A 19,874-nucleotide genomic window follows, 5' to 3' on the forward strand; every position below is an offset into this window, starting at 1 on the left:
TTCCTATATAAGAATCTTATTTTTTCTTCAAGCTATTATATCTTTTTTTAAATTCCAATGGAGAGACTCCGATTTTTTCTTTAAATATTCTATAAAAAGTTTTTGTACTTCCAAAACCAACTTCTTCAACTAAATCTATAATAGATATATTATTATTAAGCAATATCCACTTTGCCTTTTCTAATCTATATTCATTTAAAAAGGTTATAAATGTTTTTCCCGTGTTTTTCTTGAAAAATTTAGTAAAATAATATACACTAAACCCTGCTTCATAAGATACATCCTCTAATTTTATAGGTTGTTTATAATTTTTTTCTACATACTTGAATATATCGCTTAATCGCTCTAGTATCTCTTTAGAGTTCACTTCATATTCTGCTGTATTTTCTTCAATTTCTCTAGGAATCTCTCTGTATAATATAGAAATTAAGTTATACATTTTACCTTTTATTGCATAGCTATATCCTTCTATTTTATACATGTCTTCATTATAGATGTCTATCAATATATCGAAAACTGACTTTCTTATTTTTGATGTCCAATCTCTACTACATTTTTTTATACTACTGAATAAATTAATTAAGCTTTCTTTTTCCTCATTTAATAAAATTAAATCATTAAAAAAAGATATGTCAAATTGAAATACTAATCTTTCACTTACTGGTGATGGTAATATATAATGAATATCACCTCCGTTTATTATCACTATCTCGCCTTTTTTTAGTTGCATAGGCTTATCATTTATAAATAAATTTACTATACCTTCTGTTATAAGTAATATCTCTATTTCCTTATGCCAGTGTGGTGTTGTTAATACTTCTCCTTCATTTGATAGACTACGAAAAGGAAACTCGTGTATTAATTTAGGCATTTCTAAATATATTGCCATAGATATCCTCTCCTTTCTTATGTCTAAAAATTAATGTATATTATGTCATGAAATATTTTTTTATAGTTTAGATTAAACCATTATATATTAGAATTATCAAGTGATTTTATATTATATATACTAACTATCTACTTTCTCACGTATAAATACAGTCGTTTTTTAATAATAACTCTTTCAGCTTTCTTCGATTAAGTTTAAAAATTTTATGTAAACCTCACTTCAATTAATAGTTAATGCTATTTTTTGAGTTTCTTGTACTAATATATAGGTATAAATTTGAAAAATATCCCATTATATAATCTATTTTACACCTTAGTTAATACAAAGTATCTATTAAATTAATGAAGCCTATATTTTAAGTACATAATTTAAATCATTATAAATTTAAACTTAATATTTAATGGTAATCAAATTCTTTACCAATAAATATAAAAAAGATTAATGTGCTATAATTTCTTTAACTAGTAAATTTTATATTTATTATAATGCAATATATCCATAAACTACTTTATTAAAACAAAAGTATTAAGGATTAAAATAAAAAATAGTTAGGGAGATATAATCATGATTTTATATTTTAGCGGTACTGGTAATAGCCGATATGTAGCTCGCAAAATTGCACAAGAATTAAATGATGAACTAATATCATTAAATCAACTTATAAAAGAAGAAAAAACAGATGACTTAATATCAACAGATAAGCCATTCATATTTGTATGCCCTACTTATGCATGGAGATTGCCTATAGTAGTTACAGATTTTATAAAAAAAATAAAATTTTTAGGAAACAACAAAGTTTACTTCATAATGACTTGTGGAGGTGATACAGCAAAAGCCATAAACTATATCCAAAGGCTATGTAAATATAAAGAGTGGCAATTAAAAGGTATGGCAGAAATTAAAATGCCAGAAAATTATATAGCTTTATTTTCCACAACAGATAAAGAAACATCAAAGCAAATGATTAAAGAAGCAGATAAACAAATATCTAAAATTATTTCTGATATACGTAATGAGAATGAGTTTGAAACTATTACCCCTAGTGGCTTAGGAGGTAAAATTAAAAGTGAAGTATCTAACACTTGCTGTCTCTTTTTGTGCAGTACGTCTATATTTAACATCTGGATATCCAATCACTAGTGTCATCAGTACATGCTCTTTGTGTTTTAAACCTAGAAGTTTTTTTAACTTTGGTGAATTATTTGCTACATCTGAAAAATATCCACTAAATAAGACTCCTAGACCATAAGATTCTGCCATTAGTGCCATATTTGATGCTGCAAGTGAACCACTAATCTTATCTTTTGTAACTATCATTATTGAATTAGGAGCATTCTTGAAAAAAAGTTATCATCAATCTCAACTTCCTTTGAATACTTAACAACAATGTTTGCAATAGGTTTTATTTTTCTAAAAAATCTCACTGCTTCCTTTTCATATATTGCTTTTTTATTATCTAAAACAATATATGATACATCTTGTGAGTTTTTAGCACTAGGTGTATATCTACCTGCCTCTATAATTTGCTTTATTATTTCTGGAGAAACTTCTTTACCTTTGAACTTACGGATACTTCTTCTAGATTTAATTGCCATTAATAATTCATCTGGGTCTAATTTTTGCTTATTTGTAAGTTCTATTGGTGGTTCATATTCATCCACATACCTTTCGTTTATTAGTTTAAACTATTATAACACGAAGATGTTTTTTATATTCATTGGTAAAGAATTTGATTACCATTAAATCTTTAATATCTCTATTACATAAACTTTTCATAGATTTTAAAACAGTATAGTTTTCATATAATAAAAAATCAACCCATTTTAAAATATTTGCCATCTTTATAGTCTAAGTTCAAAAATCTTCATATTATTATTTTTGTTTATTGTTATAAAAAAAAGCACACCCCTAATTAGATGTACATTTTAAATAATTTTATCTTTTATAAAAGTTATAATTCCTGTAGATTTTATCAGATTCTTTTAGATTAATTCAATATTCCAAAATAAATTCGAATTTATAGTTTATACAGTATCTATATTTCACAAAACGCACCTACTATTTCTTTTTTGGTAGATGCACTTAAAAGCCTTTCACTTATATCTTTACCACCTAAAATATAAGATATTTTAGACATTAATATTATATCTTCATTATCTTCAGATTGTGGCATAGCAAACATAATTATTACTTTTACTGGCAAACCATCTATACTTGGCCAATCTACACCTTCTCTAGATTTACCTATTACTACAGATGCTTTCCTTACATACTTTGTCTTTCCATGTGGCATGGCCATCTGATAACCTATACTTGTAGAACCTATCTTCTCTCTATGCTTTAATGCCTTTATGAACTTATTTTTTGAAGTTATACTTCCTTTATCGTATAATTTATCTACTAATTCTTGTATTATACCTTCTTTTGTAGTTGATTTTAAGTCTAAAATAACACTTTCTTCGTTCAATATTTCTCTAATTTCCATTTATTTTCTCCAGTACATTATTATCAAATAATATTTTAATATCCTCTTCTCTTTCGCAATCTATTATATAATTTATATAGTTCTTTTGCCTATATAGATTTGATACTTCAATCAGAATATGCTTTAAAAAACTATGATTACTAGTTTCTAAATAAAGATTAATCACTCTATTAATATTATCGACATTCATTATTACCTTATTTACTTTACTTTGATTGCATATATATATATTTAAATCTTTTCCTAATGAAATAGAGTCATATTTACTGCTTAAGTTCATACCTATTAAACTTCCCATCTGGCTTACATCAAGATTAAAATATATATTATCTTTTAAATACACTCCTAATAAATTTGTATCTAAGTGCATACTCTTCCTAGGTTTATTAAGTAAAGTATTTTTTATATTATTGATATCACTTTCCATTAATAGTACTGATACAACTATATGTAATTTGTCTCTCAAGTCTAAATTTACAGTAGATATTACAAAATCTACATCATCTAAATTTCGCTTATTCAACTGATGCATAGGAATTATATCAACTATAGTCCACTCAGGAAATTCTCTTTTTAATCTAGCTGCAAGAAGCTGAGATGTTCCATATCCTGTATTGCAAACTACTATTACTCTCTTACTACTCATATTTCTTTCTATAGCCGCTTGAAAATATGTAGCAATATACGAAACTTCATCTATGCTAATATTCTTCAGATTATAATGCTCTGCCATAATGTTTATAGTCATCATGCATAATCCCAATACCTCTGAAAATCTCTCTTGTATCTCTTCTAATAATGGGTTTTTTATTTGGATATCATATCTTAATCTGTTCAACATGTGCCTTACATGAGATACTAGACTTTTTTGTAGTAGTTCATCATCTCTAAGACTTATATTTAAAAACTGTGACATATTCTCTATCATTATAGATGATACTTTTTCACTGTCACTTAATATATCTGATTCATCATTGCAACTCCTATTACTTTCGCTACTAAATCCAGATGATACTAAATAAATATATATATATTTAATTTCATCTTTAGTTATTTTTACTCCATATCTATTTTCTATTTTATCTATAAGTGTAGTAACTTTTTGATATACTAACTCATCCAAATTACATATGGAAACTTCCTTTTCTTCCTGAAACTCTATTTGATTACCTTCTTCAACTCTCTTTAAGCATATAAGTATATGCGTAATTAAATTTATATAGTAGGGCTGACTTATAACATATCCTAAATTGTTTTCCAATTCTGTAATTATAGTTTCTACAAATATGATGGAATCAATATCAAATAAATTTATCAATGCACTAAATGTAGCAGAATCCAATCTTGTTAACTCAGATATATCATGTTGTTCATAATTTTCATCTAATAAATCATCCACCATCTTAGCAATCGATTTCCTTATATCTACTTCTTTACCTATAATTTTAGTTCCCTCTAATGTTTTATTAAGTTTTAAATTATATTCTTTTATCCATTCCTCTATATATTTAAAATCATTTACTATAGAAGTTTTACTTACATAATACTTATCCGATAACTGATTTATTGAAGTTACATTACTTGAATTTAATAGTAGATATTTTAAAATTTCCATCCTTCTTTGCTCTACTGATAAAGATTTATTTCCCTTTGGTTGTATATTTAAACTATTAATTAGGTCTATATTGTTCTTTGCTGAAGCTTCTATTAATATTCCACAACCTCTTTTTATATCAATTTTTATATTAAAAGTTTTTAAATATATCTCAATCATCTTCAAATCTTTTTGTAATGTTTTATCTGATACATTTAATTTATCTTTAAAGTATTTTATAGGTTTATATTCATTTTCATTTAATATCAATTTAAGAAATTCAATTTGTCTTGATACAAGCATACTTATGCCCCCTACCTATTTTTTGATACTTCTATTAAGTACTATTTTAGCATATTTCATACCTATGTAAGAATACTAAGATACTTCTGTATCATAAAAGAATTTATGATACACTTTACAGAATTAATATAATATAGCATATAATTTCAAAGCAAAAAATAAGGATATTGAGGGGTAGCTAACTACTTCTCAATATCCTTATTTTTACTCTTATTTATAATTTAAGCACTAAGTACTTCAAATTCACTACTTTCACCCTTTATAGTAGGCTTTGTTATCCCTATAATTAATGTTGTTATTACTGTTCCAACTAATATGCAAGCTATATACGCAATTGGTGAACTACATGCAAATGGTATTACAAATATTCCTCCATGTGGTGCCATCAAGGTTATATCTAAACTCATACATATTGCTCCACCTATACAAGAACCAATTATATTTGCTGGAATCATTCTTAACGGGTCTGCAGCTGCAAATGGTATTGCTCCTTCTGTTATGAAAGATGCACCCATTATAGCAGTTGGCAGTGCTGACTTTCTTTCTTCTTTAGTAAACTTATTTTTGAATATTAACATAGCTAATGCTATTGCTAATGGAGGTACCATTCCACCTACCATTAATGCTGCTGATGGTTCAAATACATTACTAGAGAACATGGCTAATCCAAATGCTGAAGCTGTTTTATTAATAGGACCTCCCATATCTGATGCCATCATTCCTGCTAATATTGCACCTAATAATATTTTATTAGTTCCAGACATACTTTGTAACCAAGACTGTAAAGCTTCATTTAACCATGATGCTGGCGTATTAACTATGAAGAACATTATAGCTCCACTTGTGAATGCAATCAACAGTGGACATATCAGCACGGCATTTACTCCCTTTAATACACCCGGTAAGTTTTCTGTTATCTTCATTACTCCTAAAGCTATATATCCTGTTGCAAATCCTGCTACCATACCCCCTAGAAATCCTGAACCTCCAATAACTGCCATGAAACCAGCTATCATAGCAGGAGCAAAACCTTGTCTTCCAGCAATTGATTTAGCTATAAAACCAGCAAGTATTGGTATGAATAACTTAAATGCTGAGTCGCCTCCAAGTTGTCCAAAGAATCCAGCTATAGGGTTGTATGTTTCATGAGCTGGGTCTGATGCAAATATACCAAACATAAATGCTATGGCTATACCAATCCCACCTATTACTACAAATGGAATCATTTCAGATACACCATTCATTAAGTGCTTATAAATACCTTTTTTCTCTGCTCCTTGAAGTATTTCTTTTGAATCTTCTAAAGTTTTTCCACCTAGCTTAATTTCTTTAGCCATCCCATTTTCAGCATTTACAATTAAATTTTTGGCTAATGAGACATTCTTAGCATCTGCTACTTTCTTTTGTAATACTTTCTTTCCTATAAATCTACTTGTTTGAATTTCCCTATCACAAGCTATTATTACGTACTCCGCTCTTTTTATATCCTCTTTAGTTAACTTATTTTCTACACCTATAGCTCCATGTGTTTCTATTTTAACTTCATATCCAAGTTCTTGTCCTGCTTCCTCTAACGCTTTTTTTGCCATAAAAGTATGAGCTATGCCTGTTGGACATCCTGTTATTCCAACTATAAGACCTTTATTTTGATTATTACTTGAATCTCCTGATTCTACAACTTTACAATTAAATATATCTAATATTTCATATGGAGTTTCTGCACTTAGTAAGTTCTTAATAAGATTTTCATCCATTAAATATGTAGCTAGTTTAGATATAATCTTAAGGTGCTCGTCTAAACCTGACTCTGGAATTGCTATCATAAAAAATGACCTAAGTTTTTGACCATCATTATCCGTAATATCCTTATCTGTTCTTAAATACATCATCACAGGTTGCTTTACTGCACTTGACTTAGCATGAGGGATAGCTATTAAATTCCCCATGTTAGTTGGTGATTCTTTTTCACGTTTATTAATATCAATTATAAACTTTTCTTTATCATTTATATAATTTCCACGATACAAATGATTTACCATGTAATCAATTACATCTTTCTTAGTTTGCATTTGTTTATCTAATACAATACAATCACTACGTAATATTTGGTCTACCATAAATTCTCACCTCCTCGTAATTTATTATCCAATCACTAATTCTTCTTTTTCTAAAAAGCATTTTAATTTATCTATGTCATTGAATAAATTCATTTTAAACTCTATAACTTCCCTTGCAGCTTCTATACATTGTGGATATATAGCATCTGGTTCATATAAACTTGGATTTTGTTCTAATACTTCTCTGCACTTCTTATAATATGCTGATTTAACATCACTTGAAATATTTACTTTACAAACTCCTAGTTTAACTGCTTGTGCTATTTCTTCATCTGGATTTGATGAGCCTCCATGAAGGACTAAAGGTATATCTACTACTTCTTTTATTTCTTTTAATAAATTTAATCTAAGTTCTGGTTTAAACCCTTTTGGATAGATACCATGTGCTGTACCAATTGCAATAGCTAGTGTGTCTACTCCTGTTTTTTCAACAAAATCCCTAGCTAATTGTGGATTTGTATATATTATTTCATCAGAACCACCTTCTCCTGATGTTCCAGTTGTCCCTATTGTGCCAAGTTCTCCTTCTACAGATACATTTAATCCTTTTGCTATTTCTACTACTTCTCTAGATATAGCTACATTTTCTTCATATGGTAAATGTGACCCATCAATCATTACTGATGTAAATCCACATCTTATAGCTCTTAATACTTGCTCTTTATTTGCTCCATGATCTAGGTGTATTACCATAGGTACCTTACTCTTATTTGCTTCTTCTATACAACTAGCTACAAAACTATCTCCTAGGAAACTTAACTCATTTGGATGTATCGCAAGTATTACTGGTGCTTTTTTTTCATTGGCACTCTGTACTACTGCCTTAAGTATTTGCCCACTCCCTATATTAAATGCTGGTACTGCAAATTGATTTTCTTGTGCAACTTTTAACATTTCCTTCATATTTATTAACATATTGTGCCTCCTGATATTTTTAATTTTAGTTTTGATTTGTTTGTTATTTACCTCATTGTTGTTATATTTAAATAATATCAAGATAATAAATGTTCGAAAATGACAATAGTTTTCCTTTTAAAAAAGGAACTTTTATTATACACTCTAAGTTCCTTTTCAATAAATAATTTTTAGAAGTCTGCATCATAGTTAACTATACTTCTTAGGGACAGCTTCTCTTCTTAACTGTTTTAACATACCTTATCTTTCATAATTCTTTATAATAAACAATTATATAAATACAACTGTAATACTTCTAGACCTTTAAATTATTGCATCCTAACAAATTATAATCCACAATAATAATTCATAAAGCAAAGGTATAGCAAATTATAAAATTTTTTAAAATCATTTAACATCTTAAGCTTATTTATTATCTGTATAAAAACCCAAGAAGGTGCTAAATAAAACAATACTTAGACTTTGAAGACGAAGAACTGACTCTGGAGTTATCGGTCAAAACTAAATAATTTATCAAAAGATATAAACATATCAAATATCCTACTTTCATTTACTAGAAAATTAATGGTTAATGATAGTATATTTAATATACCTATAGCTATAAATTTAAAGATATTTGTACCATAGTTAGTACTATATTTGTGTCAAAAAATTAAAAAGATATTAGCCATTTAGCCAATATCTTTTCGTAGATTTCAATGGTAGATATGATTTATAAGAATTATCCTTTATTATTTTATACAAATCTTTTTCTATCTAATTTAAAAATTATTCCTAATGCCATATAACATATACCAATTACTAATACACCATAAGCCATAGATACTCCTATCTTAAATTCTTGCATATTAGTTACAATAGAAATTGAAATAGGTCTATTGTAAACACCATAAAGCAAGGCCGACATTGTATATTCTCCAATTGTACGAATGAATACTAATATAGCTCCTGAAATTATTCCTGGCATCATATTTGGGATTATTACATTATAAAAGGTTTGTATCCTTCCAGCCCCTAAACTCCTTGATGACTCTTCTAGCCCTAAATTTATTGACTTCATAGCAACCTCATTGGATGAAAATAATAATGGCAAGGCATAAATTGTATATGCTATAGGTAAAATATAAAAACCACCTATTAATGACTCATTAAAAGCAAATATACTTTTTTGATTAAATGTATTAATTAGGTTAACTGCAATGGCACTTGCAGGCATACTCCAAGGTAACATTATAATAAATTTTGCTAGTCGATTATATGTATTATCCTTTTTAATTACTAAATATGATACTGGTACAGTAATTATCAATCCTAATGCCACTGCCATCAAAGACATTTTCAAACTGTTTAACATAGGCTGTAATACACGTAATTTTTGGAAAATCATCTGGTAGTTTTCCAGTGTAAAGTCTCTAGGAAATATAGATGTCATAACTGAATGTGTACTTACAAAAGATAAATATACAATAGTAATTATAGGAAGCATAATCATAATAATTTGTATTTCAATAATAATCTTGCATACAAATGTAAATAAATCTTTTTTTCTATTATCAACTTTATAACTTTGGGATTTTAAGGATGATACTACTCCATATTTTTTGCCATAATACTGCAATAAAATCATAAATGAAATCCCCATTAGTAATAAAGTAATTACTTGAACTGAGGCTATATCCATGTGGTTATTAGCCTTAGACCTAACAATCTGAGTGCTTAAAACTTTAAAACCACCACCTATAAGATTTGGGGCTGAAAAAGAACTAATCCCAGATGCAAAAGTTATAATAGTAGAGGTTATAACAGCAGGTGTAATAACAGGCCATATTACATCAAAAAATACTCTTAGCTTTGATGCTCCCATTCCTTTTGCAGCTTCAACTGTTGAGTAATCCACATATTTTAAGGCAACATATACATTTAAATAAAAATACACATACTGAGTATAGGCAACCACAAATAAAATTCCTTTTAATCCACTAAAATCATAAGGTTTGTCGATAAAGGAGAGTAAAATTTCTATAGATTTTGTAACTATACCAGTTTCTCCATAAAGCTGAATACATGCAATTACCATAATTACTCCAGGAATCATCATTGGACTTAGTAAAAGAATATGTATAATTTTTTTGTGTTTATCACAAACAAATGTCATATACAGGGCAAGCGATATACCCATAATTCCACATACTAGTACAGAACCCAATCCCAAAATTATAGTATTATTTACTACCCTTAAATTATTAGCATTTGAAAAATATTCTTTGAAAACTTCAAAAGAATATCCACCTTCACCTTGGAATGCTTGTGCAAAGGTGTTAGCTATTGGAACGATAATATACCCAATCAGAATCCAAAATAATATACTGTATAAAATAATAGAAACAACATTTTTAGATGTGAATTTACTATGGTTTCTTTTTTTAATCATATTATTCACCTTGTAGCACACCTAAATATGCCCTATCCCCTACGTTTAATTTATTGCTATTATTCAGCCTATTAAGTTCAGTCACTTGATATTTTTTCCCATTATTTGATACTGTATATTCTAAAATTGGTCCTAAGAAATTCTTAGATTCTATTTTTACTTTTACAAAACCACTTTGGTCGGTATTTTGCAATAATACCATTTCTTCAGGTCTTTTATAAATATAAGACCTTGTCTCTTTTTCAATATTAAAATTAACATAATCCTCTTTTTCAATACAGTTTGAAGTACCTACAAAGTTTGCTACGAAATCATTCAATGGGCTTTTGTAAACTTCCATTGGCATACCAATTTGAAGAACTTTGCCCTTATCCATTACAGCTATTCTATCAGAAATAGCTAAGGCTTCTTGTTGATCATGAGTAATAAATAAAGTAGTAATACCTATCTTTTGTTGTATCTCTCTTATTTCTTCTCTCATCTTGACTCTTAAGGCTACATCTAGATTAGACATTGGTTCATCTAATAAAAGCATAGTAGGTTCAGTAGCTAATGCTCTTGCTACTGCCACTCTTTGTTGCTGTCCACCAGATAGTTCATCAATCTTTTTTTTCCTAAAATCTTTCATTCCTGACAATTTTAAATAAGTATCACATTTTTCCATTATAATTTTTTTAGATAACTTTTTTATTTTCAATCCATAAGATACATTTTCTTCTACAGTCATATTTGGAAACAGTGCATAGTTTTGAAAAACAGTTCCCATATTTCTATTTTCTGCTTCTAGGTTGGTAATATTCTTATCACCAACATAAATACTTCCAGAAGAAGGTTTTATAAATCCACCAATTATTCTTAAAATAGTTGTTTTACCACATCCAGAAGGCCCTAATAAAGTGAAAAACTCTCCTTCTTTAATGGATATATTAACATCATGTAATACTTTTTCTTTTCCATAATAGTGATTAATTTCTTTTAATTCTATATTCTTCATATCGTCCTCACAAATTATCTAATATTTTTAAATATACACATGATGAATCATCATAGATTTTAAATCTAGTTTTAAATCTAAGAAACTCTATTGCCATTTCATCATCTTTTTTATTTCTCTAATTTTGCTATATATAATCTATACTTTAATATAAGCTCTTTTCATCATTTAATCTTTATCAAAACTCTTATACCTGCCACATCCACATGAATTGTATTTTTACTATAATTAAAAGTTCTGCATAATAAAAATTTCATTTCGCTTAAGCAACTATATTTATGAATCACTTCATATCATTGGTTACTTCATTAATCACTCAAAATATACTTTATTTAATATTGGTGTATTAGTATCATTTGGTTACACGAGTTATACAAAAATCATGATATGCCATAGTTCCCTTATACGTAAAATAGCGAGGAAAATCCTCACTATTTTTGTATATAATATTAAATTATCTAACTAGACTATTTTATAGTTTTATTGTTATCTATTATATCGGTTTCCCACTTTTCAATCCAGTTAGATTGATTTTTTCCAATTACAGACCAATCTACATTCATAGCTTTATATTCTTTTGACATCCACTTTGGTGAATCTTTAAGTGCAGAATCTAATGTCGGAATACGGTTAAAATCATTTGCAACCATAGCTTGAACCTTAGCACTTCCAACAAAATCTACGAATTTAGCTGCTGTTTTTGGATGTGGTGCATTTTTTAGAGCTGCTACACAGTCTGTGATTACTACAGAACCACTCTCTGCATCTACAACTTCTAATGGCATATTATTTTTTTCTTTGTTTTCTATTATATCACTTAACACTGCAACAGATATAGCAGCTTCACCTTTACCTATTGCTGAATACATAACACTTCCACTATTGTAGTAGTTCTTTATATTTTTATTTAAATCTTCAAGATACTTCCAAGCTTCAGCTTCACTCTTAGTAGTTGAATAGTAATTAATTAAGTTACTAACAGTAGAACGCATAGACGATGATAATGAGTCTCTAGTAACTATTGAATCTTTATATTCTTCTTTTGTTAAATCGCTCCAATCTTTTGGTGCTTTATCAGCTGATAGTAGTTTGGTGTTATAAAACATCATTACCGGTGTTTTTATAGTTCCATACCAATATCCTTCTGAATCTTTATAAGACTTGTCTAATTCATTATTCCAGCTTGGTTCAGTCTTTTCATACAATCCTTCTTCTTTTAATTGCATATATGTAGACGTATCTCCACCAAACATTATATCTGCTTGTGGATTATCTTTTTCACTTCTAACACGATCTGCTAGTTCACCCTTTAAATTTATGAATTCAACATTAACTCCTGTTTCCTTTGTAAATTCTTCAGAAATTGCTCCTAACATATCCTCACTATGTGTAGTATATACTACTAATGTATCCTCTAATTTGTCACTTTTTGATGTGTTATCGTTGCTACAAGCTACCAGTGATAATGACATCACTACAGTTAATAAAATAGTTGCTATTTTTCTCTTCATATCAATACCTCCCCCATCTTCTCCATGTTCATTTTAAATGTTATTATTCTTATAGTCAAGGATTCGACAATAATCTATATAATTGTATTTTTCTATAATTACTTATTTTATTATTGTATTTTTCTATAATTATACTTATTTTTATACATATAATTTTTATATTGACATTAATCTATTTTCAATATTAGTATTTTATTTCTTCAAAACATATTTTAAATATTAGTAGTATCATTCTTCACCATTAATAGTTACTAAAAACTATCTCCGCAATCAGCTTGAAAAATTATAATTTTAAGCTGGTTTATATATCAATTCTCCCTAAAAAATCAAATAAATTTGTATAATATGCTATACATTAAATTATACTATATAAATCATATATATCCTAAATTTTAACTTTACCTCTTTATATTTATATTCATTTTTTAATAAAAAAGATATTGACTATTTAGCCAATATCTTTTAATGGATTTAAATGTTGGAAACTCTCCTCGAAAATTATACCCACGATTCTAATTTAATTTTTAATGGTTTCTTTAACATAGTCTTATAAATATTAAAATTTATCTAACTATAAAATTTCTCCATTAAATTTTATTACATTTTTATACCAGTCAAAAGATTTCTTTTTATATCTTTTAAGAGTCCCACTTCCATCATTATTTTTATCTACATATATAAATCCATATCTTTTTTTCATTTCTCCTGTTGTAAATGACACTGGATCTATACATCCCCAAACAGTATATCCTATAACATCAACACCATCAATTTCAATGGCATTTTTCATTTCCTTTATATGATTAGCCAAATACTCTATTCTATAATCATCATCCACAGTATTATCTGATTTTAATACATCCTCTGCTCCAAATCCATTTTCAACAATAAATATAGGAAGCTCATACTTATCATATAGTTGGTTAAGGTAAAATCGTAGACCTACAGGGTCTATATTCCATCCCCAGTCAGAAGTTTTTAAGTATGGATTTTCAACTACATCAGCTTTTCCTGCTGAGTCATTACCTGTTGTTTTCATAGTTTTATCAGCTGTTACTACAGTAGTTAAATAATAACTACATCCAATAAAGTCAACTGTTCCTTCTTTTAGGATTTTTTTATCTTCCTCTGTAATATCTAGATTATAATTTTTTCTTTCCCATAATTTTAGTGTATGTCTTGGATAATGACCTCTTACATGTACATCAGTAAACATAAGTTGTTCTCTATTAGATTCTACAAATTTAATCATATCCTCTGGATTGCAAGAATAAGGGTAACTTGGCATAGCTGCCACCATACATCCAATTTTAAACTCAGGGTTTATTTCATGACCTATCTTCACAACCTTTGCACTTGCTACAAACTCATAATGAACTGCTTGATACATAACTTCTTCTTTGTCTTCCTGCTCTTCATAGATTATTCCGGAGTTAGTAAATGCATAAATAGGATTTGTAGTTATACTTTGATTATTTATTTCATTGAAAGTCATCCAGTACTTAACTTTATCCTTGTATCTATTCATTACCACTTCACAGAAGTTTACGAAGAAGTCTATTAACTTTCTATTTCTCCAGCCACCATAGTTTTTCACTAAATGATAAGGCATTTCAAAATGACTTAAAGTTATTACTGGCTCTATATTATATTTTAATAATTCATCAAATAAATCATCATAAAATTTCAGTCCATCTTCATTTGGAGTTGATTCATCTCCCTTTGGAAAAATTCTAGTCCAAGCAATACTTGTCCTAAAACACTTATATCCCATTTCGGCAAATAATCTAATATCTTCTTTATAATTTTCATAAAAATTAATAGCTTCATGATTAGGATAATTTAAGCCCTCAATTACTCCATCTGTTATCTTTCTTGGAACAGTATGGGTACCTGCAGTCATTACATCTGCAATACTTATTCCTTTTCCATCTTTATTATATCCACCTTCAACTTGATGGGCAGCAACTGCCCCTCCCCATAAAAATTCTTGATTAGATTTCATAGAAATATCTCCTCCAGCATAATTAATAAACAACTTTTATTACAGGTGTTCCAATTTTAATATGTTTATTTTCTTCAACTATTACATCTGCTAAATCACTTGTGTTAGTTAGTATTATTGGTGTAACAACACTATACCCTTCGCCTTCTATTTTATCCTTATCGAAAGAAACAATCTTATCTCCTTTTTTAACTTTATCTCCTACACTCATGTGAGTAGTATAATACTTCCCATCTAACATAGTAGTATTAAGACCTACATGTATTAATATTTCTGCACCTTTATCAGAGGTAATTCCTATTGCATGTTTTGTAGGAAAAATAGTTGTTATTGTTCCATTTACAGGAGATGCGACTTCTCCCTTTGAAGGTATTATTGCCATACCATTACCTATAGTTCCTGATGCAAATACTTCATCTTCTACTTCAGATAACTCTATTTGCAAGCCTTCTATTGGAGATAATATTTCCTCTATACCATCATCTTCATTAGAAACAATTTCTTCATTACCTTCTTCATATTCTTCTTTACTTAATCCAAAGAAATATGATAGTACTGCTCCTAGTACTAATGCTGTTCCTATTCCCAATACATATCCTAGGAATGGTGTATAAACTGGCATTGAGAATATATTATGAAATACATATGCATTACAAGTAACACCAAATGCACCACATATACCACCACCAATACCTCCTGCAATAGCTAATACTGGAATCATTCTTCTGTATCTTAATATAATTCCATAAATTATAGGTTCTGTTACTCCTGATAAAATTCCTGTAACTGCTGTTGAACCTGCTAATACTTTTAATTCTGAATTTTTTCTAGATTTTCTAACTTTCATAAATAAACCTATTGCAATACCTATTTGAGCAAATACTGCTGCAACAGCTGCACCTTCTATTGGGTCTCCACCCATTGTAGCCAAGTTTTGTAAAGTAATTGGTGTAAATCCCCAGTGTAATCCTAATACTACTAAGAATGGCATAGCTATACCTATTGCAACTCCTGCAATTACTCTGTTAAATTTAAATAATCCCATAAAAATATTTGATATTACATCACCAACAGTAGTTGCTATTGGTCCAAATAAAATCACAGTTAAAGGAACCATGACTAATAATGATATCATCGGTACTAAGAACAATTGTAAATCTTTTAATATAATCTTCTTTAAAAGCTTATCAACATAGTAATAAATAAATATAGCAACAAATATAGGAAACACACCAAAAGAATAATCAATTGGTGTTACTGGCATTCCAAAAAAGTTAGCTCCACCTTTTACTCCAATTAAAGCTGTAAAATTCGGATCTAACAAAGCTGCTCCTATTACTCCACCAACATATGGATTTGCACCAAGCTTTATAGCTAAAGTAATACCTAAGAATATTGGTAAGAAGTAAAATACAGCATTTCCAGCTGCTGATAATATAGCATAAGTGCTACTTGCATCAGACATCCATTTCATAGTAGTTAGTATTGTAAGTAATGCCTTAATCATGCCGGCTCCAGCTAGTGCAGGTATTAATGGAGAAAATGCACCTGAAATTGATTCAAATATTCTAGCAACTATTGAAACTTTTTCTCCCTTTTCTTCAGTATTTTGTCCTTGTAAAACTGCTTTTTTTGTAATAGTTTCAAAGTAATCAGTTACTTTATTTCCAATTACTACTTGGTATTGTCCTCCACTATTTACTACAGATAGTACATCCTTCATTTTTAACAACTCTTCTTTGTTAGTTTTTGAAATATCTTTCAACTTAAAACGTAGCCTAGTTGCACAATGAACTAAACTAATAATATTTTCTTTTCCTCCTACATATTTTATAATCTCTTCAGACTCTCTTTCAAATTTCATACAATCTATCCTCCATTTTCATAATTTTATGTATAAAAATAGACCTAAATCAATACAATTAGATATTAAAAACTAATTATACTAACTTAGGTCATGCCTGCCAAACAGTAACAATCCTACACTATTTATTTTATATTTGATAATCTATTTAAATGCAATGTTAAGTACAACAATTCATTTTCGCTAATTTTCCATTTATACGTCTTTTCAAGGAAGTTTTTTACTTTTTTTGCACAATTGTAATCACTTTTATATTTCATTTTTATTATATCTAATAATGATGTGTCTACATTTGTATTCTCACCACTTAATTGCTTTTTTATAAAACATCTTAAATGACTTATAAACCTTGTGTAGTCAAATGAATATTCATTTATTTCTATTCCATAGTGATACTTTATGATATCTAATACGTTATCAATTATCTTAGTTAATAATAAAGTTTCTTGCATATCTTTCGTCTCTAAATAAGCATTTGCAAAATGTATCGCAATAAATGCTATTTCAGAATCAGGAATATCTTTATCTAATTTTTTCCTTAAATATTCTACAGCCTTCTTACTAAAGTCATATTCATTAGGATATATTTGTCTTATTTCCCATTGAAGTGGGCTTTGAAATACTAATCCTTCATCCATTCTTTTTAACATATAACTTATATGTTCCGATAATGTAATTAATATGCTATCATTAAGATTATCGCCCAATTCTTCTCTTCCCATTTGAATAATTTCACTTACAAGCTCAACATCTTTTAGAGGTATCCTATCTAGCAGTGAATGTAATTCACTTAATGATTCCTCATTATTGAATATAAATTTCTTTTCAATTTTATCTATTTCAACTAAATCTTTAGTAAATTTGTTAAATCCAATTCCTTTTCCCATTAATATTACTTCTTGTCCTGAATTATCTCTAGCAAATACAACATTATTATTAAATACTTTCTTTATAATCATAAACTACCTCCATTGTAAACAAAAATAGACCTAAAAAAGACTAATAACACTTTAAGCATTTACTAGAATTTTTAGGTCACGCCTGATTACATCTATCTCAGTAACGATCCGTTTATTTATCTGTATGATACCTTTATCATCATTATAAATTAATAGTTGTACTTAGTCAATATATAATTTCATGTATATCTTTACTAGCTTATTCTTCTAAATATTCACTCATTCTACCCTTTTTTCATATAATTTATATAATCTAAACATGCTAAAATAAGTTTTGAAGTTATTTCATAACAAATTTAAGCTCATATATTTTTTATTATATATACTCGACTATTTATCCATATATAAGGAAATCCTTTATTTTTGTAACTACAATAACTGCCTAAGTTTTGATTTTATTTTATCTTTTACTGTTGTATCTAAAGCTCTAAACAGTTTAATCATCAAATCATTGTTTGGATTATTAACCTTACCTAACTTATTATATAGCTTTTTAACTGTGTATCTTTAATAGCCCTTTTGGTATACTAATCCATTTTATAACATTAATTCTCGAACCAAGCATATATTCTCCTTACAATGCATATCTTATCCCCTCTGTAAAGTTATGATAGTTGATGAACCTGAAGGAATTACCCTTACAATACATATCTGATACAACCTCACTTATAAGTTTATATGTATAAACTTTCCACTATTCTTCTTCAATAAATTCAAACAAATTTTCTACTGTAGTATTGAATACTTTAGCGATATCCATAGCTAACTTCAAAGAAGGATTATATTTTCCATTTTCTAAGTGTACAATAGTCTCACGTCTTACCCCAACTAATTTAGCAAGTTCATTTTGCGTCATAAGGAGTTTTTCTCTGTATTCTTTAATTTTTGTTTTCATCAATATTGCCACTTAGTTACATATCCCCCTTTTATCAAAGTATATATACAACACTAATTTAGATAAAGACTGTATAAATAAAACTGCAATGGGGATTATACCTGTATCCACGTTTGATATATTTATATTACTTGTATAAGGTGTTGCAAAGAAAATAGATATTATTACTATAGAATATATCATTATTTTTATTGCAATTTTATTAACCTTTGATAGTATAAATTCAGATGATTCGTCAACTAAATCATTGTATTTTTTATTATAAATTGAATAACATCCGAAAATTATTAGCCAACTCAGCCCTGGAAGAGAAGCAGTGCTTGAACCTTTAAAAATATACTTAGTGGCTAATACAGCTATAAAAAAATAAGTTATTACAAGCAACTCCAGGATAAGCTTTGCTCTTACACCAGTTTCTGATTTACACATATAAAATCACTCCTTAAAAGTTATATATTTATAACACCTTATGTTATAAATATATAACTTTTCCAAATAAATTGCGATAGAATATTGAAAATATTCAATAACATCTTTATAAATGTAGTTTATAAAAGATTTTATAATAAACATTACAATACAGTACTAAATTAGTTTATTGCATCTATTATCTCAATTATATCATTTACTAACTATTATTCTAATGAGCATATAACATTGAAATTTATAATTATACAACTTAAATACATCCCAATATACCCTCAAAACCTCATTTTCTGTAATTGAAGTATAGTTGATAGATTTTATCACTGAAATAAAAAAGACTAGTCAATAAAGACTAGTCTTTTCAAGTATTTTATCATTCTTTTTTTAAAATTATTGAAGACGAATCGTCAGAATAATACCCACAATTTATCTATATGCAAATTCTAAATTTAAAATAAAATTTTAAATGAATTTATTATTCTATGC

The 19,874-nt window shown here is 28.0% G+C and carries 17 protein-coding genes; 1 reads left to right on the top strand and 16 read right to left on the bottom strand.

Features of this window, described 5'->3' with window-relative positions:
• Positions 1–16: 16 nt before the first annotated feature.
• Positions 17–889 (bottom strand): helix-turn-helix domain-containing protein, encoded by an 873-nt coding sequence (locus IR152_RS07115; protein ID WP_227451091.1) that lies wholly within the window; start codon positions 887–889, stop codon positions 17–19.
• A 564-nt stretch (positions 890–1,453) separates the two neighbouring features.
• On the opposite strand from IR152_RS07115, the gene IR152_RS07120 reads away from it, so the two are divergent.
• The gene (locus IR152_RS07120; protein ID WP_227451092.1) at positions 1,454–2,029 is read left to right on the top strand and encodes an EFR1 family ferrodoxin; all 576 of its coding nucleotides are present in this window, start codon (positions 1,454–1,456) and stop codon (positions 2,027–2,029) included.
• Here IR152_RS07120 and IR152_RS20400 read toward each other — a convergent pair.
• From IR152_RS20400 to IR152_RS07195, 15 genes are all read right to left on the bottom strand, one after another.
• Positions 1,937–2,206, bottom strand: coding sequence for a nitroreductase family protein (locus IR152_RS20400; RefSeq protein ID WP_227451093.1), 270 nt, complete (start codon positions 2,204–2,206; stop codon positions 1,937–1,939). The genes IR152_RS07120 and IR152_RS20400 overlap by 93 nt on opposite strands.
• Positions 2,206–2,550, bottom strand: a complete 345-nt coding sequence (locus IR152_RS20405) for a nitroreductase family protein (RefSeq protein ID WP_227451094.1) — start codon at positions 2,548–2,550, stop codon at positions 2,206–2,208. The genes IR152_RS20400 and IR152_RS20405 overlap by 1 nt, the downstream gene beginning before the upstream one ends.
• Positions 2,551–2,569: 19 nt before the next feature.
• Positions 2,570–2,728 (bottom strand): hypothetical protein, encoded by a 159-nt coding sequence (locus tag IR152_RS07135; RefSeq protein WP_227451095.1) that lies wholly within the window; start codon positions 2,726–2,728, stop codon positions 2,570–2,572.
• A 196-nt stretch (positions 2,729–2,924) separates the two neighbouring features.
• Entirely contained in the window at positions 2,925–3,374 is a 450-nt protein-coding gene (locus IR152_RS07140) for a PTS sugar transporter subunit IIA (RefSeq protein ID WP_227451096.1), read from the bottom strand.
• Complete coding sequence (locus IR152_RS07145) at positions 3,364–5,271, bottom strand: BglG family transcription antiterminator (protein ID WP_227451097.1); 1,908 nt, start codon at positions 5,269–5,271, stop codon at positions 3,364–3,366. The genes IR152_RS07140 and IR152_RS07145 overlap by 11 nt, the downstream gene beginning before the upstream one ends.
• A 221-nt stretch (positions 5,272–5,492) precedes the next feature.
• Positions 5,493–7,388, bottom strand: coding sequence for a fructose-specific PTS transporter subunit EIIC (locus IR152_RS07150; RefSeq protein ID WP_227451098.1), 1,896 nt, complete (start codon positions 7,386–7,388; stop codon positions 5,493–5,495).
• 24 nt (positions 7,389–7,412) lie between these two features.
• The gene (locus IR152_RS07155) at positions 7,413–8,303 is read right to left on the bottom strand and encodes a ketose-bisphosphate aldolase (RefSeq protein ID WP_227451099.1); all 891 of its coding nucleotides are present in this window, start codon (positions 8,301–8,303) and stop codon (positions 7,413–7,415) included.
• 736 nt (positions 8,304–9,039) lie between these two features.
• A complete protein-coding gene (locus IR152_RS07160) occupies positions 9,040–10,734 on the bottom strand; it encodes an ABC transporter permease (protein ID WP_227451100.1) in 1,695 nt (564 codons plus the stop codon).
• 1 nt (position 10,735) lies between these two features.
• On the bottom strand, positions 10,736–11,728 hold the full coding sequence (locus IR152_RS07165; RefSeq protein WP_227451101.1) for an ABC transporter ATP-binding protein: 993 nt from the start codon (positions 11,726–11,728) through the stop codon (positions 10,736–10,738).
• A 467-nt stretch (positions 11,729–12,195) separates the two neighbouring features.
• Complete coding sequence (locus IR152_RS07170; RefSeq protein WP_227451102.1) at positions 12,196–13,239, bottom strand: extracellular solute-binding protein; 1,044 nt, start codon at positions 13,237–13,239, stop codon at positions 12,196–12,198.
• A 571-nt stretch (positions 13,240–13,810) separates the two neighbouring features.
• Positions 13,811–15,244, bottom strand: coding sequence for a 6-phospho-beta-glucosidase (locus tag IR152_RS07175; RefSeq protein ID WP_227451103.1), 1,434 nt, complete (start codon positions 15,242–15,244; stop codon positions 13,811–13,813).
• Positions 15,245–15,266: 22 nt separating this feature from the next.
• The gene (locus IR152_RS07180; RefSeq protein WP_227451104.1) at positions 15,267–17,108 is read right to left on the bottom strand and encodes a beta-glucoside-specific PTS transporter subunit IIABC; all 1,842 of its coding nucleotides are present in this window, start codon (positions 17,106–17,108) and stop codon (positions 15,267–15,269) included.
• Between the two features lie 125 nt (positions 17,109–17,233).
• Entirely contained in the window at positions 17,234–18,067 is an 834-nt protein-coding gene (locus IR152_RS07185) for a PRD domain-containing protein (protein ID WP_227451105.1), read from the bottom strand.
• A 694-nt stretch (positions 18,068–18,761) separates the two neighbouring features.
• Positions 18,762–18,974, bottom strand: a complete 213-nt coding sequence (locus IR152_RS07190) for a helix-turn-helix transcriptional regulator (protein WP_227451106.1) — start codon at positions 18,972–18,974, stop codon at positions 18,762–18,764.
• Positions 18,975–19,391 (bottom strand): hypothetical protein, encoded by a 417-nt coding sequence (locus IR152_RS07195; protein ID WP_227451107.1) that lies wholly within the window; start codon positions 19,389–19,391, stop codon positions 18,975–18,977.
• Between the last annotated feature and the right edge of the window lie 483 nt (positions 19,392–19,874).

This window comes from Clostridioides sp. ES-S-0108-01, from assembly GCF_020662285.1.
Taxonomy (GTDB): Bacteria; Bacillota; Clostridia; order Peptostreptococcales; family Peptostreptococcaceae; genus Clostridioides.